Below are 20,048 nucleotides of genomic sequence, written 5' to 3'. Positions count from 1 at the left end.
CTTACCTTGGTTATTGACCGTAAAGCAGTTGTTCAATTGACATTAATCAACGCTGCTCTTTATCCTCACACCCAGAGAATAATTGGCATTCGCGCGACCGTTAAGAAAATCATCCGCCTGGAACAGGAGGTTCACATAATCCACGAACTTGTATTCTCCTGTAAGTCTGAGCTTGGGATAATTAGGTTTCGGATTGTTGAAGTCATAGATGTCGCCGCTCAGCATGAACCTGTCATTGAACCTCATATCGACACCGCCGCCGAGATAAGTATTGATCATTCCTATTCTTAAGCCCAGATTCTTTGCAACGGTGCTCGCGACCTGCACATCAAGCATCGAGAGATTTCTGGTAGGCCCGCCCTCCCCCATTGCCAATAAAACATGCGTGTCGCCTCCGGTCGAAAAATCAAGGTTTCCTTTTATCTGATTAGACAGGCCTCCGAACAGCAGATCACCGCTCGGCTTTATCTGCATGTTCCCGACACCTTCAAAGAATTTATTTGCGGATGAAAGTGTCTTGTCCGTTGAATTTGCGATGCCTTTCACGTTATTTTGAAAACTCTTGTCCGCAACGATATTGTTGATCGAGTTAGCCAGCACGATCAGCTCCTTAGTCAGACGGTTTATCTCTTCAGTGGCTTTTTCGATGTTAAAGACGGCATTTACGAATGATTGTTGTATTTCCGGCCTTTCGACAATATTTGCTATCGAAATCAGGATTTTTTTTGTTTCTATAAGGTTCTGCGTGCCCATATCGACAAAATCAACGATCCCTGAGGTCTTCTGCCCGTATAATACCTGTGAAGGCTTGTACAGCGCTTGAGAATGTCCCGGCCTGACCTCTAGGAATTTCATCCCGACAAGCCCGTCAAATGCCACGCGCAAGGTCGAATCCGCCGGAAATTTGATGCTGTTATCGATATTACAATAGATCCTTATGTCCTCAGTGCCCGGATCGATCCGCATCACTTTACCCACCTTAAAACCCCTGTACCTGATCTCCGAACCGGTCGTAAGCCCCTCTATGTTTTCAAACGAACCGATCATCTCATAGCCGGTAAAACGCATCAGTATGGCGCTTTTCCATGTCACGATCGCCCCTAAAAGCAAAATAGCGATCGAGACGACTATCCCCACTTTTATTTGATTTGACATCACGGAAGACCTCCTTTAATGAAGTTTTTTACTATCGGGTTAGATGAATTTATTGCCTGCTCTACCGACCCGGCCTCGATGAATTTACTTTCGTTCATCATCACTATCCTGTCGCTTGTCCTAAATATCGTAGACAACTGATGGGTCACCAATACACCCGTAGCTTTAAGCTCTCTTGTCAGTTTGTTGATCAGGTCCTCGATCACAGTGGAAGTCACGGGGTCAAGCCCTGTAGTCGGTTCATCATAAAGGATTATTGAAGGGTCATTTGCGATCGCCCTCGCGAAGCTTACCCTTTTCTGCATCCCGCCGGACAGTTCCCCGGGCATAAGTCCTTCTATATGCGGGAGCTCTACCATCTCAAGTTTTTCCGCTACTTTTTTTCTGATAAGGTCCTCGGGGAGCCCGGAGTTCTGTCTGAGCCCGAAAGCGATGTTCTCGTACACGCTCATCGAATCAAACAGAGCCGAACTTTGGAATACCATGCCGATGCCGGCCCTGATCTTCATCAGCCTGTCTTCGCTCATCACGGTTATCTCTTTGCCGTTAATATTCACTGATCCTCTTGTCGGTCCGGTGAGACCTATCAACAACCTGAGCAAAGTGCTTTTGCCGCAGCCTGACGGGCCTATAACTGCCAGCTTCTGGCCGTCGGGTATCTCAAGGCTGACATCGTCAAGAACTTTTTTATTACCGAATGTTTTTGTCAGAGATGTTATTTTTATCATTTGAACAATGCCACTGACATGAAATAGTTCGCCACAAATATCGTTATCAGAGAGATCACGACCGAAGCCGTGGTGGCTTCTCCCACGCCTTTTGCCCCGTTCTTTGAATTGAGCCCCATCTGGCAGGCGATGATCGAGACGAGAGCACCGAACACGACAGCTTTCAACAGCCCTGCCAGGATATCTCCCGTCTTAAGGAATTGTTCAGTAGCTTCTAAATAGCTGTACGGATTGATATTTGCGAGAAATACAGAGACAAGAAAAGATCCGATGAAGCCAATCAGGTCGGCAAAAAGCGTAAGAACAGGGAACATTATCACCGACGCCAGGAACCTTGGCACTACCAAATAGTTTATAGGATTCGTTCCCAGGGCTCTCATCGCATCGATCTGCTGAGTGACGTTCATCGTGCCGATCTCCGCGGCGATCGCCGCGCCCACGCGCCCCGCCAGGACCACTGCCGTCAAGATCGGGGCCAGTTCCCTTGCGATTGCCAGGGCCATCACTGCGCCTACCATCCTGCCTGCGCCGAACTTTGTGAACTCCGTAGCGATCTGCACAGCAAATACCATGCCGACAAAAAATGCCGTTATGAGTGAAACGGGGATCGAATCGTTGCCTATTCTGACCAGCTGATCATACACATTTTTTATATTCAGCTTTTTAGTGAAAGACCTCGTCAGCGCCTGCCATAGAAGGATGCAGATGCCGCCAAAATCCCTGAAGAACAGGAGAGTCTCCTTGCCGACATAATCGAAATATTTTTCTTCTTTTTTAATGCTCAGGCCGAAACGCATTTTAAAGCTCCCGTTATTGCCTCAATTATATCAGAAGCTATGATACCTATCCTGCCTTTTTCTTTCGCCGCCAGGTCGCCGGACAAGCCGTGTATATAAGCCCCGCATACGGCCGCATCAAATGTCTCCATCCCCTGCCCTATCAACGAGACGATGATCCCGGTCAGAACATCTCCCGCGCCCGCGGAAGCCATTCCGGGGTTTCCCGTGGGATTAATAAAATATCCGCCTCTCTGGTCGGAAATAATAGTATTAAAACCTTTTAACACTACGATGACATTGTTTTTTCTTGCAAACCTCACAGCATTGCCTGTCCTGTCAGACTGGATTTTTGAAGCGGTCGTCTTTATTAGCCTTGCCATTTCTCCGGGATGCGGAGTTATTACGGTCGGGAATGTCCTTGAAAGAAGGACCTTCGGCTCGCCGGCAATCGAGTTCAGACCGTCAGCATCGATCACCATGGGACAAGGCAGGTCGGCTTTAATAAGTTTTTTTACAAACTCTCTTTTCCCCTGGCCTATACCGGGACCGACGGCGATCGCATCTAATTTCATCTTTTTAATTTCGGAGACCTTAAGGTCAAAATAAGTTATAGCTTCAGGTACTGCTTTATTTATATTCGACCGGATCGATCCGGGTATAGATAAATATACTGATCCGGAGCCTGCCCTTAAAGCGGCCTTTGACGTCAGGATCGCCGCTCCGGCCATGTTTTCTGATCCGGCGATTATCAGTACCCGTCCGTTATCTCCTTTATTTGAATCCTTTTTTCTCTTCGGAAGTCTTTCTTTTACAAAAACAATATCTGTCAGGTTTTTGTTTTTTGCGGTTTGCGATCTGCGATTTGCGATTTTTTTAAGGCTTAGATCCTGTGATCTTGGGCCTGTATAAGGTATGGAAATATCCCCTACTACTATTTTCCCTGACTTTTCCGGTCCGCTGTTTTTTAACATCCCTGTTTTCGGCAGGTGGAACGTCACCGTCATATCCGCTTCGACACAGCGTCCTCTTATTTTGCCGGTATCAGAATCAAGCCCCGAAGGTATATCGACCGAAACGGTCTTATATCCGCGTTTTCTATTATTATTTATCAGATCGATGATCTCGGCGTGCAAGCCTTTCACATCACTGTTGAGGCCTATGCCGAACAGCCCGTCGATCACTATACCGGTATTTTGAAGCTCATCATAAAGGATCTCGAGCTGTGTTTTTTTAGTTATCTCGGCAATATTGATGCCGATATTTTTGGCTGCCTGAAAGTTTATTCTTGCGCCTTTTTTTAGATCGCTTTTAGAACCGGCGAGAAATACCGAGACGTCACAACCGCTGTTGTACAGATGCCTTGCTATAACGGCGGCGTCCCCGCCGTTGCTGCCTTTACCGCATACGACTACAGCGCTTTCCGGGATGCCGTAGTTTTCTTTTATCGCCTCCATGACCCTTAACCCGGCATTTTCCATCAGGACGATCTGAGGGATGCCGAGGTCATTGATGGCCCGGGCATCGATACGTTTCATCTCGGCTGTTGAGATCGATCTCATTCCAGCACCACGCATGCCACGCCGTAATCCCTGCTGTGAGAAAGCGTGACGTGCGCCTTTTTCACTGTCCTGCCGTTGAGCTTAAGATACGGCTTGCCTTTTTTATCGTTGCGCACCTCTATCTGTCTCCAGTGGATGCCGTTCATCCCCGTGCCTATCGCTTTTGCGTACGCTTCTTTTGCCGCGAAGCGCACCGACAGCTCGGGAAACCGGAACTTGCTGAACTTTTTGCAATAAGACAGTTCCGAAGAAGTGTACACTCTATTGAGAAATTTATCGCCGTGGCGCTTGACAGCGTTCTTTATCCGCTCGATCTCAACTATATCAATGCCGATCCCTTTTATCATTTATATGATCAATATACCGGCGTGATCCAGTCTTTATATGTATGGTCGTCCCCTCTTGCAGCGGCAAAATAGGCTTTCTGCAGTTTTGATGTCATGGGGCCCATCTGGCCGTTTCCGACGACACGCCTGTCGACCTCTATGATCGGAGAGACCTGAGCGCCTGTGCCGACAAAGAAAAGTTCATCGGCAATATATAACTCCGACCTGTCGACCGACCGCTCAATGACATCTATCCCGAGCTTATCCTTTGCAAGCTGTATTATACAGCCTCTTGTGATGCCTTCAAGGATATTGTCGGTGACTACCGGTGTTATAAGCTTTCCGTCCCTGACCATAAAAATATTCTCGCCGCTGCCCTCGGAGACGTGCCCGTCATGCGAGAGCATTATAGCTTCCTCGAACCCGCCTTCGATCGCTTCCGATTTCGCCAGGGAAGAATTGATATAAGACCCTGTTATCTTTGCCCGCGTCGGTATCGCCATATCATCCAGCCTTCTCCACGAAGAGGTGCAGACGCGTATGCCCTTGGAGATATCAAGGTAGTCGCCGAAAGGTGACAGGAATATGCACAGGTCATCTTCGACCCCGACAAGCCCGAGGCCTATTTTTTTCGTTGATTTATATGCTAAAGGCCTGATATAGATATCTTCTCTGTAATTATTCCTTCTGACTAGGTCGATCGTTATGTCGCAAAGTTCCCTGAGGGAGTATTTTGATTCTATCCTGATGACCCTGCACGACCTTAAAAGACGCTCGTAATGCTCTGAAAGCTTCAGTATGAATTTCTGTTTCTTTTCGGGGTTCCAGTATCCGCGTATTCCTTCAAAGACCGCGGTGCCGTAATTGAACGCGTGCGTCATTATCGAGATGTTCGCCTTCTCAAAAGGGACGAAATTTCCTTCAAAAAAACATTCTTTCATTTTATTACATCCTTTCAGGTGCCGAAACTTTTAATAATTTTAACACGTTTAAGAGCACTATTCGAGTGGATTCTATCAAAAGAAGCCTTGCTTTCATGACCTCTTTGTCCTCGCATATCACCCTGCACTTGTGGTAATAGGAATGAAAAAGGGAAGCGACCTGCCTTAAATACCTTACGAGATGGTGCGGCTGCATCGCCTTTGCCGCTTCTTCAAGCTCTTTGGGATACTCCGTCAGTTTCAGGATGATATCCCTTTCGGCTTCTTCTTTCAAAAGGCTGAGATCTGCCTGCTCAGGTTGAGGGACCGGGACAACGCTGTTCTTCAGGATATTGCATATCCTCGCGTAAGCGTACTGGATATAGTATACCGGATTGTCCAGAGATCTTTTCTTGGCCAGCTCCAGGTCAAAGTCCATGTGCGTGTCCGCCCCCGTCATCAGAAGGAAGAACCTTGCCGCGTCGCAGCCGATCTCATCTATCACTTCTTTAAGGGTTATCATCTCGCCGGTCCTTTTTGACATCCTGACAGGTTCTTTTCCCCGGTAAAGGGTCACAAGCTGGCCGATTATTATTTCCAGCCTGTGGCTGGGCAGCTTCAGGGCTTCCATCGCCGACTGCAGTCTTTTCACATAACCGTGATGGTCGGTGCCCCACACATTGATGAGAAGGTCATAGCCTCTTTTGAACTTATCGCTGTGATACGCTATATCAGCCGTAAAGTATGTAGGCTCCCCGTTCTCCCTCACAAGGACCCTGTCCTTGTCATCCCCGAACTGCTCTGACCTGAACCAGACGGCACCGTCTTTTTCGTAAGTCATATCGTTCTTCTTCAGACGCTCTATCGTCTTTGCGACAGCTCCGTTCTCGTGGAGCGTGTTCTCAAAGAACCAGTTGTCAAACTCCACCCCTGCGTCAAGGAGAGTCTGTTTCTGCCCGCATATGATCCTGTCAAAGATATATTGTTTGACATCTTCAGGAGCTTCCTTTTTAATTTCTTCCGCTATATCCTTGACATAACTTCCGCCGTACCCTCCCTCAGGAATCTCAAGATCTTTTACTGATGAAAGCACCGATTCCACCAAAAGATCCACCTGCCGGCCGATATTGTTGACATAAAACTCTGTTTCTACGCTGTATCCGTTCGCCTTTAGTATTTCTGCCAGCGAGCTCCCGATCACCGCCCACCTGCCGTGGCCTATATGAAGAGGCCCCGTCGGATTGGCGCTGACAAACTCTATCAGGACCTTTTTACCGTTGCCTGTATTATTTGCCCCGTACGCGCCGCCTTCTCTGATTATCCCGTTAAGCCCGGCATTTATTTCGGCATCATTGATGAACAGATTAATAAAGCCGGGGCCGGCAATTTCTACTTTTTTAATGAGGTTTTGTTTATCATTATCTTCTATTTTTTTCTTAAAGTCGTTTGCCGTCTCTCTGGAATTTTTACCCTGTAATTTTGCGGCCGACATCGCGATATTCGTCGAAAAGTCCCCGAATTTTTTTTCTTTCGGGACCTCCAGGTCGATTTCGTTTATCCCAGTTGCAGACCTTATGATTTCTATTATTCTTTCCCGCATATACAGCGATTATAGCACAAGGCGGAATGGGCAATAATAAGCGGAATTCCACCGAATATTTGACGATAAATATATACAGGGGGGATAGCATAACAGACCGCAAGGACCCTGTTTAAAGGAAGGGTATCATGGGAGACATAACCAAGGATCTTGAGATATTACAGAAAAAAAAGATATTGAAGGTAATAAGGGCTTCGAGAAGGATAGAGCATCCCATACAAAGAGCGATCAAGCTGGCAAGCATTGCCAACGCGGTATCAAAGAACGGCTTCGGGAAACAAAAGATCGTTTCTATGTTTGAAGATTCAATATCAGCAGGTTTTCAGGCCAGATGGATAATGGGATTTAAAGAGTGCTGCAGATTTATCTCGACAAATATCAGATCGGCTATGATATGCGAACTTGATAAGGAAAACCTGCTCAATAAGCTCCCCGAGAAATTCCGCGACTTACCGTGATGATCGGGCCCGAGGATCAATCAAAGTTTATACGGAAAATAAATCTTTCCTGGTAACCTTTTTCCAAAGAAAGTTCTACGGGCTCGGCTGTTTTTGCGATCTGTTTTACTTCTTCAAGTAATCCGGGGTCGAGCAGAACTTTTTTCGCCCCGCCTAAAGATGAATTGCCTATTGCCCGGACAGTTGTTCTTGGGACTGAAGGGATCAAACCTGTTGTAATAGCATCCTGCCTGTCGATCTTTTTTCCGAACAGGCCGGCGATCAGTATTTTTTTGACATCGGAAAGGTTGATCCCGTATTTTTCCATTAATATTTCGATACCGGCTCTGACAGCGCCTTTAGCCAGCTGAAAAGAGCGGATGTCGTCTTGGGAAAGGACCTTACAACCCTCACCCTTCCCCTCTCCCAAAGGGAGAGGGTTCCCTTTTGATTGTTTTAAATTCCCGTTTTTATCTATAAGTCCGTTTTTTAACATCCTCGCAACCGATGATATTATCTCCGATCCAAGAACGATATCTTTCCCTTTAAATGCAGGGCCTGCCGCGGCTGAAGCCGCGATCAAACGGTCTTTGTTGCCAAGAACGATTTCAGCGTTTGTCCCTAGGTCTATCAGCAGCTTCCTGCCGGAAAGCTTATGCATTCCTGTGTATAAGATCCCGGAAACGACATCCGCTCCAACATACGGTGAAATAACAGACAGTGTTATTAGTTTTGTTTTTTTTGAAGCGACTACTCCGATTTCCTCGGCATTTATTTCAACAGGACCTTTGATCTCCGACTTGAACGGGTATTTCAGAAATCCTGATATATCCAAACCAAGCAGCAGGTGCAGCATTATCGTGTTGCCTGAAACGATTATTTTGCTGAGCCGCTTTCTGTTGATGTGAAGTCTTTTTGAAAGAGCAAAAATGAGGTTGTTAAGATCGGTGACGACCTGTTTTTGAAGGGCTTTGACATTGTCCTGTTTTTGAGAAGCGAAAGTCAGCCGGCTTACCACGTCAGATCCGTGGGAAGCCTGGCTGTTCTTTATCGACAGAGAAAAATGATCCTTTCTCTTGTCAAGGTCTATCATGAAACCGGCGATATTCGTCGAGCCGATATCGACCGCGAGGCCGAGATTAGCCATTATTTTTTGCCGAATATTTCCTTGGCTTTATCGATAGTCTTTTGCGCGGTGTCTTTCGCTCCTGCCGCCATCTCTTTTATTTTAGGGCTCCATTTGTCGCTTTCTTCCTGGAGCTTTTTTCTGGACTCGTCACCCTTCTGCGGAGCGAACAGCATCCCGATCACCGCTCCGACCATCCCGCCCGTGAGGAAACTTTTGATCTTACCCATATCTCACTCTCCTTTCTTTCTAAATAATATCTGAGCAGCTTTTTTGAGGCCGGCGCCTATGCTCTCGATCTCGACCTTCGGATTTTTCACGAACCGCTGGACATAAGTGTTTGCTTTTTCCATACCCTGAGCCATCATGTCGAGCTTCCCGAACACCAGCCCCGTTATCCTGTCAAACCGGCCGAGAAAACTATTGACCGAACCCGATATGCCAGACATATCGTTTAAAAGCGGCCGGAACTCGGCGCTGAGGTCGTTCAGCATCTTGTCCACCGGCTTGAGGATCCTCCTGACATGTGACAGAAGCATTATAACGTAGGCTATCATTACCAGGATACCTATGGTGACCGCGACCAGACATATGATCAGGACAAGATTGATGTTCATTGTTCACCTCCGGTTAATTCTTCCCGCTTTTCCTCGGCAGCTTTCTGTGCTTCGGTTATGGCTTCTGTCAGCCTGTTTATGCCTTCCTCTATGGAACTGATAGTGCCGCTTATTGCTTCATCGCTGTTATGCCTGATGTCCTCGGCCGTGTCGCCGCATCCTTTTTTTGCCTCGTCTACCTTTTCTTTTACTTTTTCCCGCAATTCTTTACCCGAAAAAGGCGTAAAAAGCGCCGCGACGGCGCCCGCGACCGCAGCCCCGAGAAAGAATCCGCCAAAAGAAAGCCTGCTTCTGCCGGACATATCACGCACCCCCTTTTGGATAAGAACCCAGTATCTTCAGGAACGCCACTTTATTCGTAATATCGGAGACCGCTTCGGATATCATTTTGTCCTTACGGTGTCCCTCCATGTCGACAAAGAAAAAGTAATCCCCGAGCGCTTTCTTGGAGGGGCGTGACTCGATCTTGGTCAGGTTTATCCCCCTTGACGCGAACTCGCCAAGCACGGCAAAAAGGCCTCCCGGCTTATCGGCGATCACAGAAAACACTATTGATGTCTTGTCACTGCCCGTCGGTTTATGGTCGGTCTTTGAAAGCACGATGAACCTGGTCGCATTATCGCTGTAATCCGTGATGTCCTTCAGAAGCACTTTTAACCCGTAGATCTTAGCGGATCCCGATGAACCTATTGCCGCGATCCCTTCCTCCGCGGAGGAAGCCGCTGTTCTTGCCGCTTCCGAAGTGCTGGACGAAAACCGGATCTTTGCGTGCGGCAGATTTTTCCTCAGCCACGTCCTGCACTGTTCGATCGGCTGGGTGAACGATATCACTTCCTTTATTTCAGATAGCGTGATATCTTTTTTTGCCATCAAGCTTTGATGCACCGGCAGTATGATCTCGCCTTTGATCTTCAGGTCCACTTCTTTCGCGAGCATATCCTGCACGACGCCGACAGTACCTTCGATCGAGTTCTCTACAGGGACTATCCCCTCGTCAACCTCTTCCCTGTCAACGGCAAATAAGACATCATGGAAAGTAGGCATCGGCACCAGGTCGGCTTTAGTTTCAAGTTTTTTTAAATATACCTGCCCCGCTTCTTCGGAAAACGTACCTTCAGGCCCCAGGTAGCCTATCTTCTTTGTCATTTGATCTATTTTACCTCTTTAAAGCGGGATATCTCAAGCCCTGACTCTATAAGCATGTTTGACGCAAGGTCGTCGGGATAATCGCCTTCAAATACCACTCTTTTTATCCCCGCGTTTATCATCATCTTCACGCAAATGACGCACGGCTGGTGCGTGCAGTAAAGTGTCGAGCCTTCTATCTTCACTCCGTCCCAGGCTGCTTGTATTATTGCGTTCTGCTCGGCGTGAAGTCCGCGGCACAGCTCATGCCTTTGACCCGAAGGGATATTCATCTCTTTTCTGATGCAGCCCACGGCCTCGCAATGAGCAAGGCCTTTAGGGGCGCCGTTATATCCTGTGGAGAGAAGCCTTTTTTCTTTGACGACAACTGCCCCCACATTGCGTTTCAGGCATGCGGAACGCTTTGCGACCACCCTGGTTATTTCCATGAAATATTCGTCCCAGGTCGGCCGTTTTGCCGTCTTCAGCGGTTTATCTTTTTTTGGAGATCGCTTTTTTTGCCGCATCTATTATGTCTTTCGCCATCAGGCCGTATTTTTCGAGAAGTTCTGACGGGCTACCCGACTCGGTGAACATATCGGCGACACCCACCCTTATCACAGGAACGGGAAAATCCTGGGCGACCGTTTCGCACACCGCGCTGCCGAGCCCGCCCAATACGGAATGTTCCTCGGCTGTCACGATGGCGCCTGTCTCCCTGGCGGCCGATAATACCGCTTCTCTGTCAAGCGGTTTTATCGTATGCATGTTTATCACCCGGCACGAGAGCCCTTCTTTTTCGAGGATATCAGCCGCGTCAAGAGCGGTCGCTACCATTATCCCGCAAGCTATGAGAGTGACGTCTTTTCCTTTTCTGAACTCGACGCTTTTGCCTATCCTGAAATCGTAATCTTTATCTTGGTTTATTACCGGTACCGCTGACCTGCCGAGCCTGACATATGCCGGGCCGTGGAACTGAGCGACAGCACGGATAGCTTTTTCCGTTTCAACCGCGTCAGCCGGGACTACTACCGTCATATTGGGCAGCACCCTCATCAGGCAGATATCTTCAAGCGCGTGATGCGTAGCCCCGTCCTCGCCCACGGTGATCCCTCCGTGCGTGACGACGATCTTCACGTTCAATCTCGGATAGGCTACCGAGATCCTGACCTGATCCCACGCCCGGCCCGCCCCGAATACCGCGAAAGTCGAAGCGAACGCGATCTTTCCGCTGGCCGCAAGTCCCGCGGCAGTAGAGATCATGTCCTGCTCCGCGACCCCGCAGTTGATGAACCTGTCGGGAAATGCCTTGCAAAAAGACGCTGTCTTTGTGGAACACGCGAGATCTGCGTCAAGGACCACTATGTCCCTGTTCTGTTTCCCCAGCTCTACAAGGGTTTTTCCGTAAGCATCCCTTGTCGAAGCAAGCTGCCTGCTCATTGGCGGCACCTCAGCTCGGAAAGCGCTTTTTCCGTCTCTTCCTTGTTGGGAGCCTTGCCGTGAAAATCCACGTTATGTTCCATAAAAGAAACGCCTTTTCCTTTGACAGTGTCCGCGATTATTATCGTAGGCCTGCCTTTCGTTTTTTCCGCCTCATCGAACGCTTTTAACAGCGCCCGCACGTCATGCCCGTCTACTTTGTCGATGGCGTTCCACCTGAAAGCCCTCCATTTATCGGCCACAGGAGAGAGCCCTTTTATATCTTCGACACGTCCGTCGATCTGCAATTTATTGTGGTCCAGTATCACGGTCAGATTATCTGTCTTCCTGTGGCCGGCGCTCATCGCTGCCTCCCAGATCTGGCCTTCCTGCGATTCACCGTCCCCTATTATGCAGTAGATCCTGTGTTCTTTTTTATCCATTTTTGCCGCCAGCGCCATTCCCACCGCGACAGAAAGTCCCTGGCCCAGCGATCCTGTCGACATATCAATGCCAGGAAGCGAAGTCCTGTCCGGATGTCCCTGAAGCGATGTCCCGATCTGCCTTAATGTCTTCAGGTAATCCCTCGAAAAAAAACCTGCAAGCGAAAGCGCGGAATATACTGCCGGGGCAGCGTGGCCTTTGGAAAGGACCAGGCGGTCCCTGTCCTCCCACTGCGGATCGTCAGATCTATACCTCATTTTTTCAAAATAAAGAACGGCAACAATATCTGATATAGAAAGAGAACCGCCGGGATGGCCTGAACCCGACCTGCCTATCATCTCTATGATGTCTATCTTTATTTGGTTGGCTTTCGCCTCGATCTCTTTTATTTTTTCTTTAGAAATCATATTTTTTCTTTATATATTCAGGATATCACGAACATCTTTATAAAGTCAAAAACCTGATGTTTTTATTTCCAGCTCAAGTTTTATGCCGAATTTATCCATGACTATCGCCCTGATACGTTCGATAAGGAGCTTTATATCCGCGGCTTTGGCGCCGCCGGTATTGACGATATAATTCGCGTGGATATTTGAAACTTCGGCGCCTCCTATCCTTTCTCCCTTGAGCCCCGCTTTTTCAATGATCTTGCCTGAAGGTTCTCCCGTAGTATTCTTAAAAACACACCCGGCCGAAGGAAGACCTATCGGCTGGGATGCGGTTTTAAGAAAAAGGATCTCTTCCTGTCTTTCCGATATCTTTTGAATATCTTCGCGCTTGAGCTCCAACAGGATCTCTATGATGATCTGAGAGCCTTTATCAAGATCGGAGCCCCTGTAAGAAAATCCGCAAGCGATCTTCGGTATCTTTTTGACCTTGCCTTCTTTTGTCAGGACCGTGACGGACCTTACAAGGCTGCTTATGCTCGTCCCCCAGGCTGACATGTTCATCGCTATAGCGCCTCCCAAAGCCGCCGGGATCCCTATAAGCGGTTCAAGGCCCGAAAGGCCGGACTCGGAACATTTATAAATAAGCGTTTTCATAAAAACGCCCGCCTGCGCGGTGACCGAAGTACCCTTTATTTTAATGCCGTTCATGTTCCCCGCAAGTTTTATCACGACTCCCCTGATGCCCTCGTCCGAGACCAGGAGGTTTGACCCCTTGCCTATCACGATGAAAGAAGTTTTATGGGAATTCAATATTTTCAACGCTTTTTTAAGGCTCCCGGCATCTTCGGGAGAGAACATGATGTCAGCCGGTCCGCCGACCTTGAATGTGGTGTGCCTCGCCATGGGCTCGTTTTTCAGGACCTCTCCCTTGCATTGCTTGCAAAGCTCGTCAAATAAGTTTTTCATTTCTTTGTTTCTCCCTCAGACGGCTGTATATTTCCTTTGCGATGACGTGTATATCCCCGGCTCCCATTGTAAGGACAAGGTCCCCTTCTTTCAAGGAGTTTATGAGGTGATCGGCGATCTCCTGCTTTTTAGGGAGATACAGCACGTTCTTTTTGTTCTTTCTGATCTCTTCGACGATCGTCTCGCCGGTGATGCCGGATATAGGATTTTCTCCCGCCGAATAGATATCGGTGATGATAACCTCGTCCGCAAATCCAAAAGCTTTTCCGAAATCCTCCTTCAGATGCATGGTCCTCGAATACCTGTGAGGCTGGAACACGCATATCAATCTTTTTACCGTGGACCAGCTTTGTTTTGCCGATCTGAGCGTCACCGCGATCTCGGTGGGATGATGCGCGTAGTCGTCATATATAAGTATGCCTCCTACTTTTCCTATCAGCTGGAACCTTCTCCTCACTCCGGTAAAACACCTTAAAGCCGTGTTTATGCTCATAAAATCTATCCCGGCTTCGAGGCCCACGGCTATCGAAGCAAGCGCGTTCTCGACATTCTGGCTGCCGGGAACATTAAGCTTGACCTCGCCCAGCGTCCTGCCGTTATTTAAGACCTCGAATTTCACGCTGCCCTCACCCGAGATCATGTTCTTTGCCTTTATCTGGGCATCCTCGCTGAACCCGTACAGTACAGTTGAAGCCTCAGTCTCGATCTTTTTCAGAAGCAGCTTGTTATTGGGATGGTCCGCGCAGATTATCAGATGCCCGTCAGGAGGCAGCAAATCGGCAAAATCCCTGAAGGTTTCCATTATGCTGTCTATCCCGCTGTAATGGTCGAGATGATCGGCCTCTATGTTGGTAATTACGCTCATCTTCGGCCTCAGGAACAAAAACGACCCGTCACTCTCGTCCGCTTCGGCTATGGCAAATCTGCCGCTGCCGAGTTTGGCATTCCCTCCGACATCATTGGTCTCGCCGCCTATAAGAAATGTCGGTTCGAACCCGCATTTCGTAAATACCAGCGATGTCATCGATGTGGTCGTTGTCTTTCCGTGGGTCCCCGCTATCGCTATAGGGGTCTTTGATTGTGAAAGTATCCAGGAAAGCATTTCCGCTCTTGCTATGGTCTTTATCTGCGACGCGCCGGCCTCCGCTAACTCCGGGTTTTCCTTTGAGATCGCCGAAGAATATACTACTATGTCGGCTTCCCTGACGTTGGAAGCCGCGTGCCCGAAAAAAATGTGGGCCCCCATTTCACGGAGCCTTATGGTATTGGCGCTTTCCTTCAGGTCGGAACCGGACACTTTGTATCCCATCTCTATCAGTATCTTGGCAATGGCCCCGACCCCGCATCCCCCTACGCCGATAAGGTGGATGTTCTTGGCGCGCGTCATATCAAACTGTTTCATATATCAATTCCTTGATCTTTGACGCCGCGTCACTCTTATACATCGATCTTGCCGCTGCCGACATTTTTTCATATCTGCCTCTGTCAGAGAGCAGATCTTTGATCATATCCGAGAGCATCTTTCCCGACAATGAAGCGTCCTCGATCACCAAAGAAGCCCCTTTTTTACCGAATACCTCGGCGTTATAACGCTGGTGATCTTCGGCCGCGTGAGGATACGGCGCAAGCACCGAAGGAAGCCCCCTTGAAGCGATCTCGGCAAGGATAGTAGCTCCCGCCCTGCTTATTACAAGATCGCTCGCCGCAAGGACAGTCCCCATATCATGCGTATACGGGAATAATTTTATGCTTAAGATGCCTTTGTCGATCCCTGCGATCTTGTCTTCTAACAATATGAAATCACTTTCACCGCACAGATGGACCAGAGTGATATTTCTGTCCTTCATCAACGGCACGGCCTCAAGGATATATTTGTTCAGGGAGCGCGCCCCCTGGCTTCCTCCGACAACAAGGACCGTCTTGGCCCCGGGATTTATCCCCAGTTTATTTTTCGAGACCTGCCCGTTCGCTGAAACGATGCCTTCTCTTACCGGATTTCCGGTGACAACGGTCCTGGCCGGATCAAAATATTTTGCGCTCTCTTCAAAAGAGACCGCGATTTTTTTTGCCAGTTTTGAAACTATGCGGTTCGCCCTGCCCGGCAGGACGTTCTGCTCATGGAGTATGACCGGCACATTTAACATCACGGCGGCAAAAACTACCGGCAGGCTGGAATATCCTCCGGTTGAAAGCAGGACATCCGGCTTGAAAAACAACAACTTTACAGCAGCCTGAAAAAGACCGGCAGGGTATAATACAAGCGCCTTTAAAATATCGAACGGCGTCGTTTTTTGAAGACCGGAAGATAAAATATAATTCGCGTCCAGCCCTTCGCTGTTAAATATGCTTTTTTCTATCTTCTTTCCTGAACCGAAGAACAGGATCTTTGCATCGGGGCGGTCTTTAAGTATGCTCCTCGCGACCGCTATCCCGGGATAAATATGGCCGCCGGTACCTGCCGCGCACACGGCGATCCTTATTTCTTTTAATGTCTTAATCATCGGCTGTCACGCTCTTTCACGGAAAGAAGAGATGTTCAGCAGTATCCCGACAGTGAACATCATCACTATCAGGGATGTGCCGCCGTAACTGATGAACGGAAGCGGGACCCCTGTCGTCGGGATCAAGTCGACGACCACGCCCATATTGACGACCGCTTCTAAAGCTATAAATGATGTCAGGCCGCCGGCCAGAAGCATCCCGAACCGGTCAGGGCACTGCCTGCATATTTTCAATCCTCTTCCTATGAACCATATGAACAGCAGTATTACTCCCAAAGCCCCCAAAAACCCGCCCTCTTCGCAAAGTATGGCGTAGATGAAGTCCGTGTATTGTTCCGGAAGATAGAGGAATTTTTGTCTGCTCGCACCAAGTCCGAGGCCCATGAACCCGCCGGAACCCACCGCGATCATCGACTGTATGATATGAAATCCTGCTCCTCTCGGATCCTTCCACGGGTCGATAAAAGTTATGATACGCTGCCATCTGTAGGAGCTGACAAAACTTGATAACAGAAATGCCGCTACGCCACCCGCGAAAAGCAAAGACAGGTGTACCGCTTTTGCCCCCGCGAGATAGAACATGATAAAAGCGGTCCCGAATATCACGAACACTGTACCGAGGTCCGGCTGTATAAGCACGATAAAACAGAATCCGCCGACCACAAGAAGAGGAGGAAAAAGCCCTTTTATGAATTCGCGGATGACAGCTCCTTTGCGTGCCAGCACGTCCGCCAGGTATATAACGACAGCGATCTTTGCGAGCTCGGAAGGCTGAAATGAAATGAACCCGAGATCGATCCATCTGGAAGCGCCTCCGGCCGAGTGGCCGATCATAGGCAGAAAAACGACCGCGAGAAGGAACAGCGAGCCCCCCATTATCCAGGCGGTCCATTTTCTGTAGTTGTCATAATCAATACGGTAGCCCGCGTACATCGCGATGAACCCGAGCGCGACATACAAAGACTGCTTGATAAGATACATGAACGGGTTCCCCGCTCTCAGGGACTGGGTCGTCGTCGCGCTGAACACCATCACAAGTCCGACAGCGACGAGAGCTGTCACGCAAATTAACAGGAATATATCCGGTCTTTTTTTATCCATTGTCCACCCGTCAGATCCCGATCTCCATCACCGATTTTTTGAACGCCCTGCCCCTGTCCTCATAATCCTTGAACATGTCAAAACTCGCGCATGCCGGCGAAAGCAGGACAATACCTCCGTCTTTTGACCTTTCAAAAGATATCCGCACCGCTTCTTCCATGGATGACGCTTTCTCGATATCAGTGAAACCGGAAGCCCTCAGTTCTTCTTCGAATCTTTTTGCGGCCTCCCCTATAAGAATGACCTTCTTTGCAGTATTGAGGATGACAGAACACATCGGCTTAAGGTCAGTGCCTTTGTCCCTGCCGCCTAGTATCAGGACAAGCTCTCCGCCCTTTGACAACGTCTTCAATGCCACTATAGTCGAATCCGGATTGGTAGCCTTTGAATCGTTATAGAACTCAATGCCCTTTAACGTTCTGACATGTTCTATCCTGTGTTCCACTCCAGGGAATTCTTTCATTGTCTTTTCTATATCGGCGCAAGATATCCCGCAAATCAAAGATGCTGCCGCTACTGCCAGGCAATTTTCGACATTATGACTTCCTTTTATTTTGATATCTTCTAACTTAATCACAGCTTCCAAATAGTTTTCTTTCAGCCTTACGATATAGCCGTCATTTACAAAAAGGCCACCTTCAACAGCGACTTCGCGGCTGAAAGGATATTTTCTGGAGGAAGCTTTGTCGGCCATCTTTCTGACCGTGATGTCGTCATGATTAAAGACCAGATAGTCTCCGGGCACCTGGTTCTCGAATATCTTTTCTTTCGCAGCCGTATAAGCTTCCATTGTCTTGTAGCGCTCAAGATGATCGGGCGTTACATTCAGGAGTACAGCTATTTGAGGCCTGAATTTCTCTATCGCCTCAAGCTGGTAGCTGCTTATTTCGGCAATGATGAAATCAAGATCTTTGTCGTCCACTTCAGAAAGCGGGTCGCCTATGTTGCCTGCTACAGCAACCCTGTATCCCGCTTTCCTGAATATCTCACCAATCAGGGTCGTTGTAGTCGTTTTTCCGTTCGTTCCCGTGACCGCGATCACCGGCTTGCTGAAAAATGAAAATGCAAGTTCCACTTCTGAAATAACAGCAATACCCGCTTTTTTTGCTTCTTCGATCGCGGGGATATCGATATGGACGCCGGGGCTCACGACTATCAGGTCGCTGTCCTTTATAAAATCGAACGTGTGACCGCCGTATTCAAATTGGATATCCTTCATCCAATCCATAAGAGAGGCTGCCTTCCCCGATTCCGAAACCTTCACGACAGCTCCCGACTGCAACAATCTCTTTGCGGCTGCCTGTCCGCTTTTACCGAAACCTATTATTGATATTTTTTTATTTATATAATCCATTTTCCAATGCTTCTCCTAGCGGATGATAACTCCGAGTATTCCAAGTATCAGGCCCGTTGCCCAAAACATGAACACGATCTTTTTCTCTTTCATCCCGGACAACTCAAAATGATGATGCAAAGGGCTCATCTTAAACACTCTTCTGCCTGTGGTCTTGAACGAGATCACCTGTATGATCACCGAGAGCGTCTCTATGACGAACACGCCGCCGATCAGTATCAATAATAATTCTTTATGCAGCAATACGGCCATCCCTGCTAAAAACGCGCCCACCGCAAGCGATCCGCAATCGCCCATAAAGATCTTCGCAGGGTTAAAATTGAAGATCAGAAAACCCGCCAATGCTCCGGCCATTATAATGCAGAGAGACGCGGTATCAATCATACCGAGCTTTCCCGCTATTATGGAATATGATGTGATAGCGATAACAGAAGTCCCCGCTAGAAGACCGTCAAGCCCATCCGTTAGATTTGTTGCATTCGCAGCAGCCACTATCATAAACACTACGAACGGAAGATAAAGATAACCGAGATCGAAATGAAATACTTTCAAAATACCTGAGGCGCCCGTCTCATGCCCGGCCATAAGAATATATGCCCCGAACAACAGCGCAATAATTATCTGTAAAGACATCTTATGTGAAGGGCTGAGAGCATCGCTCTTTCTCAGTAAGACCTTTATAAGGTCGTCAAGCAGGCCGATTATACCGAAACCTACCGTCAGCAGTAAAAGAGCCAGGAGCTTTCCGTCGATGTCCACGAATATGGAGGCCATAATGGTGAAAGTCAGAAGGACTGCGATCCCTCCCATCGTAGCTGTGCCTTTTTTCTTTTGATGTCCTGCGGGCCCCTCATCACGGATCGCCTGGCCTATCATTAATAACCTGAATAATCTGATGGTTATATATATCAGGCTTGCTGAAAGAATGATAGACACGCAAAACAGAAATATGGAATTCATTCTATATATTATAACAAAAATGGAACTGGACCGTGAGGGCCCGGATTTAAGGCGTAAAAAAATGCTCCCCGATTGGATCGGGGAGCATATATCTTCTAGAAGACTAGATCTTCAAGATCAGATCTTCGCCGAATAAGCTATAGAGATCTGGTTGTTAGTATAACTTGTTCCAAAGTTATATGAGTTATATGAAAACTCTCCAACTACAGCAGAACTCTTTGATAGCAGCATCTGTGTGCCTACCGCAACCTCTATCCTGGAACCCGTGGTTGTGGCTGTCCCTCCGGGTATAGGATAATTGTTCTGATTCAGACTGTGGTAAACAAGTGCGCCATACGGCACCCAAGGAACCATGATCTTACTTACGATAGCACCTATGCCTATATCACCCAACGCATTTATCATATCAAGACCCGGTATGGAAACTTTTGTCGTGTCGGCCTCATATCCTAATACGGCCGCCACAGACACCGGCATCCCTTGCTTCGCATTTTCTGTAAGAACAGCATATTTTAAAGCAAGCGCTAGAGCCATCGCGTTTC

Annotated in this window: 23 protein-coding genes; 1 reads left to right on the top strand and 22 read right to left on the bottom strand. The window is 48.2% G+C overall.

Annotated features, from left to right (window positions below; genetic code table 11):
- Nucleotides 1-42: 42 nt before the first annotated feature.
- Genes NTZ10_03490 through argS form a run of 7 tightly spaced genes read right to left on the bottom strand, consistent with a single transcriptional unit; the run spans nt 43 to nt 7,067 of the window.
- Nucleotides 43-1,155 carry an MlaD family protein gene (locus NTZ10_03490; protein MCX5749291.1) on the bottom strand — a complete coding sequence of 371 codons (1,113 nt, stop codon included), beginning with the start codon at nt 1,153-1,155 and terminating at the stop codon, nt 43-45.
- Nucleotides 1,155-1,883 (bottom strand): ABC transporter ATP-binding protein, encoded by a 729-nt coding sequence (locus NTZ10_03485; protein MCX5749290.1) that lies wholly within the window; start codon nt 1,881-1,883, stop codon nt 1,155-1,157. Before NTZ10_03485 ends, NTZ10_03490 begins: the two co-directional genes overlap by 1 nt.
- Complete coding sequence (locus tag NTZ10_03480; protein ID MCX5749289.1) at nt 1,880-2,680, bottom strand: ABC transporter permease; 801 nt, start codon at nt 2,678-2,680, stop codon at nt 1,880-1,882. The genes NTZ10_03485 and NTZ10_03480 overlap by 4 nt, the downstream gene beginning before the upstream one ends.
- Nucleotides 2,665-4,221, bottom strand: a complete 1,557-nt coding sequence (locus NTZ10_03475; protein ID MCX5749288.1) for an NAD(P)H-hydrate dehydratase — start codon at nt 4,219-4,221, stop codon at nt 2,665-2,667. The genes NTZ10_03480 and NTZ10_03475 overlap by 16 nt, the downstream gene beginning before the upstream one ends.
- On the bottom strand, nt 4,218-4,568 hold the full coding sequence (acpS, locus tag NTZ10_03470; protein MCX5749287.1) for a holo-ACP synthase: 351 nt from the start codon (nt 4,566-4,568) through the stop codon (nt 4,218-4,220). The genes NTZ10_03475 and acpS overlap by 4 nt, the downstream gene beginning before the upstream one ends.
- Nucleotides 4,569-4,576: 8 nt before the next feature.
- Nucleotides 4,577-5,488: a branched-chain amino acid transaminase gene (locus NTZ10_03465; GenBank protein ID MCX5749286.1), complete on the bottom strand. Its 912-nt coding sequence runs from the start codon at nt 5,486-5,488 to the stop codon at nt 4,577-4,579.
- 4 nt (nt 5,489-5,492) lie between these two features.
- Nucleotides 5,493-7,067 (bottom strand): arginine--tRNA ligase, encoded by a 1,575-nt coding sequence (argS, locus tag NTZ10_03460; GenBank protein MCX5749285.1) that lies wholly within the window; start codon nt 7,065-7,067, stop codon nt 5,493-5,495.
- Between the two features lie 128 nt (nt 7,068-7,195).
- Here argS and NTZ10_03455 point away from each other — a divergent pair, with 128 nt between their 5' ends.
- Nucleotides 7,196-7,525 carry a hypothetical protein gene (locus tag NTZ10_03455; protein MCX5749284.1) on the top strand — a complete coding sequence of 110 codons (330 nt, stop codon included), beginning with the start codon at nt 7,196-7,198 and terminating at the stop codon, nt 7,523-7,525.
- Between the two features lie 16 nt (nt 7,526-7,541).
- Here the strand turns inward: NTZ10_03455 and NTZ10_03450 are convergent, their stop codons facing one another.
- From NTZ10_03450 to NTZ10_03380, 15 genes are all read right to left on the bottom strand, one after another.
- Nucleotides 7,542-8,651 carry an ASKHA domain-containing protein gene (locus NTZ10_03450; GenBank protein MCX5749283.1) on the bottom strand — a complete coding sequence of 370 codons (1,110 nt, stop codon included), beginning with the start codon at nt 8,649-8,651 and terminating at the stop codon, nt 7,542-7,544.
- Entirely contained in the window at nt 8,651-8,860 is a 210-nt protein-coding gene (locus NTZ10_03445; GenBank protein ID MCX5749282.1) for a YtxH domain-containing protein, read from the bottom strand. Before NTZ10_03445 ends, NTZ10_03450 begins: the two co-directional genes overlap by 1 nt.
- A 3-nt stretch (nt 8,861-8,863) precedes the next feature.
- Nucleotides 8,864-9,247, bottom strand: a complete 384-nt coding sequence (locus NTZ10_03440) for a hypothetical protein (protein MCX5749281.1) — start codon at nt 9,245-9,247, stop codon at nt 8,864-8,866.
- Entirely contained in the window at nt 9,244-9,549 is a 306-nt protein-coding gene (locus NTZ10_03435; protein ID MCX5749280.1) for a YtxH domain-containing protein, read from the bottom strand. Before NTZ10_03435 ends, NTZ10_03440 begins: the two co-directional genes overlap by 4 nt.
- A gap of 1 nt (nt 9,550) precedes the next feature.
- Nucleotides 9,551-10,393, bottom strand: coding sequence for a prephenate dehydratase (gene pheA, locus NTZ10_03430; GenBank protein MCX5749279.1), 843 nt, complete (start codon nt 10,391-10,393; stop codon nt 9,551-9,553).
- A 5-nt stretch (nt 10,394-10,398) separates the two neighbouring features.
- Nucleotides 10,399-10,899 (bottom strand): dCMP deaminase family protein, encoded by a 501-nt coding sequence (locus NTZ10_03425; protein ID MCX5749278.1) that lies wholly within the window; start codon nt 10,897-10,899, stop codon nt 10,399-10,401.
- Nucleotides 10,865-11,812, bottom strand: coding sequence for a transketolase family protein (locus NTZ10_03420; GenBank protein ID MCX5749277.1), 948 nt, complete (start codon nt 11,810-11,812; stop codon nt 10,865-10,867). Before NTZ10_03420 ends, NTZ10_03425 begins: the two co-directional genes overlap by 35 nt.
- The gene (locus tag NTZ10_03415; protein MCX5749276.1) at nt 11,809-12,639 is read right to left on the bottom strand and encodes a transketolase; all 831 of its coding nucleotides are present in this window, start codon (nt 12,637-12,639) and stop codon (nt 11,809-11,811) included. The genes NTZ10_03420 and NTZ10_03415 overlap by 4 nt, the downstream gene beginning before the upstream one ends.
- Nucleotides 12,640-12,687: 48 nt before the next feature.
- Nucleotides 12,688-13,590, bottom strand: coding sequence for a UDP-N-acetylmuramate dehydrogenase (gene murB / locus NTZ10_03410; protein MCX5749275.1), 903 nt, complete (start codon nt 13,588-13,590; stop codon nt 12,688-12,690).
- Nucleotides 13,574-14,992, bottom strand: coding sequence for a UDP-N-acetylmuramate--L-alanine ligase (murC, locus tag NTZ10_03405; protein MCX5749274.1), 1,419 nt, complete (start codon nt 14,990-14,992; stop codon nt 13,574-13,576). The genes murB and murC overlap by 17 nt, the downstream gene beginning before the upstream one ends.
- On the bottom strand, nt 14,979-16,091 hold the full coding sequence (gene murG, locus NTZ10_03400; GenBank protein MCX5749273.1) for an undecaprenyldiphospho-muramoylpentapeptide beta-N-acetylglucosaminyltransferase: 1,113 nt from the start codon (nt 16,089-16,091) through the stop codon (nt 14,979-14,981). The genes murC and murG overlap by 14 nt, the downstream gene beginning before the upstream one ends.
- Before the next feature lie 6 nt (nt 16,092-16,097).
- Nucleotides 16,098-17,192: a putative lipid II flippase FtsW gene (gene ftsW, locus NTZ10_03395; GenBank protein ID MCX5749272.1), complete on the bottom strand. Its 1,095-nt coding sequence runs from the start codon at nt 17,190-17,192 to the stop codon at nt 16,098-16,100.
- A 10-nt stretch (nt 17,193-17,202) separates the two neighbouring features.
- Nucleotides 17,203-18,546 (bottom strand): UDP-N-acetylmuramoyl-L-alanine--D-glutamate ligase, encoded by a 1,344-nt coding sequence (gene murD / locus NTZ10_03390; protein ID MCX5749271.1) that lies wholly within the window; start codon nt 18,544-18,546, stop codon nt 17,203-17,205.
- A gap of 15 nt (nt 18,547-18,561) precedes the next feature.
- A complete protein-coding gene (gene mraY, locus NTZ10_03385; GenBank protein MCX5749270.1) occupies nt 18,562-19,506 on the bottom strand; it encodes a phospho-N-acetylmuramoyl-pentapeptide-transferase in 945 nt (314 codons plus the stop codon).
- A gap of 117 nt (nt 19,507-19,623) precedes the next feature.
- The coding region (locus tag NTZ10_03380; GenBank protein MCX5749269.1) for a hypothetical protein at nt 19,624-20,048 on the bottom strand (425 nt) is incomplete at its 5' end.

Source organism: Candidatus Saganbacteria bacterium (assembly GCA_026387835.1).
GTDB lineage: Bacteria > Margulisbacteria > WOR-1 > JAKLHX01 > JAKLHX01 > JAPLKZ01.
This window is presented reverse-complemented; position numbering and strand designations above follow the sequence as displayed.

Coding starts and splice junctions, on each gene's coding strand:
- murC (MCX5749274.1), bottom strand. CDS start 14,992: ATGAAACAGTTTGATATGACGCGCGCCAAGAACATCCACCTTATCGGC.
- NTZ10_03440 (MCX5749281.1), bottom strand. CDS start 9,247: ATGAACATCAATCTTGTCCTGATCATATGTCTGGTCGCGGTCACCATA.
- murB (MCX5749275.1), bottom strand. CDS start 13,590: ATGAAAAACTTATTTGACGAGCTTTGCAAGCAATGCAAGGGAGAGGTC.
- NTZ10_03490 (MCX5749291.1), bottom strand. CDS start 1,155: ATGTCAAATCAAATAAAAGTGGGGATAGTCGTCTCGATCGCTATTTTG.
- NTZ10_03485 (MCX5749290.1), bottom strand. CDS start 1,883: ATGATAAAAATAACATCTCTGACAAAAACATTCGGTAATAAAAAAGTT.
- NTZ10_03425 (MCX5749278.1), bottom strand. CDS start 10,899: ATGCGGCAAAAAAAGCGATCTCCAAAAAAAGATAAACCGCTGAAGACG.
- murD (MCX5749271.1), bottom strand. CDS start 18,546: ATGGATTATATAAATAAAAAAATATCAATAATAGGTTTCGGTAAAAGC.
- NTZ10_03450 (MCX5749283.1), bottom strand. CDS start 8,651: ATGGCTAATCTCGGCCTCGCGGTCGATATCGGCTCGACGAATATCGCC.
- NTZ10_03480 (MCX5749289.1), bottom strand. CDS start 2,680: ATGCGTTTCGGCCTGAGCATTAAAAAAGAAGAAAAATATTTCGATTAT.
- NTZ10_03455 (MCX5749284.1), top strand. CDS start 7,196: ATGGGAGACATAACCAAGGATCTTGAGATATTACAGAAAAAAAAGATA.
- murG (MCX5749273.1), bottom strand. CDS start 16,091: ATGATTAAGACATTAAAAGAAATAAGGATCGCCGTGTGCGCGGCAGGT.
- mraY (MCX5749270.1), bottom strand. CDS start 19,506: ATGAATTCCATATTTCTGTTTTGCGTGTCTATCATTCTTTCAGCAAGC.
- NTZ10_03445 (MCX5749282.1), bottom strand. CDS start 8,860: ATGGGTAAGATCAAAAGTTTCCTCACGGGCGGGATGGTCGGAGCGGTG.
- NTZ10_03465 (MCX5749286.1), bottom strand. CDS start 5,488: ATGAAAGAATGTTTTTTTGAAGGAAATTTCGTCCCTTTTGAGAAGGCG.
- ftsW (MCX5749272.1), bottom strand. CDS start 17,192: ATGGATAAAAAAAGACCGGATATATTCCTGTTAATTTGCGTGACAGCT.
- acpS (MCX5749287.1), bottom strand. CDS start 4,568: ATGATAAAAGGGATCGGCATTGATATAGTTGAGATCGAGCGGATAAAG.
- NTZ10_03475 (MCX5749288.1), bottom strand. CDS start 4,221: ATGAGATCGATCTCAACAGCCGAGATGAAACGTATCGATGCCCGGGCC.
- argS (MCX5749285.1), bottom strand. CDS start 7,067: ATGCGGGAAAGAATAATAGAAATCATAAGGTCTGCAACTGGGATAAAC.
- pheA (MCX5749279.1), bottom strand. CDS start 10,393: ATGACAAAGAAGATAGGCTACCTGGGGCCTGAAGGTACGTTTTCCGAA.
- NTZ10_03435 (MCX5749280.1), bottom strand. CDS start 9,549: ATGTCCGGCAGAAGCAGGCTTTCTTTTGGCGGATTCTTTCTCGGGGCT.
- NTZ10_03420 (MCX5749277.1), bottom strand. CDS start 11,812: ATGAGCAGGCAGCTTGCTTCGACAAGGGATGCTTACGGAAAAACCCTT.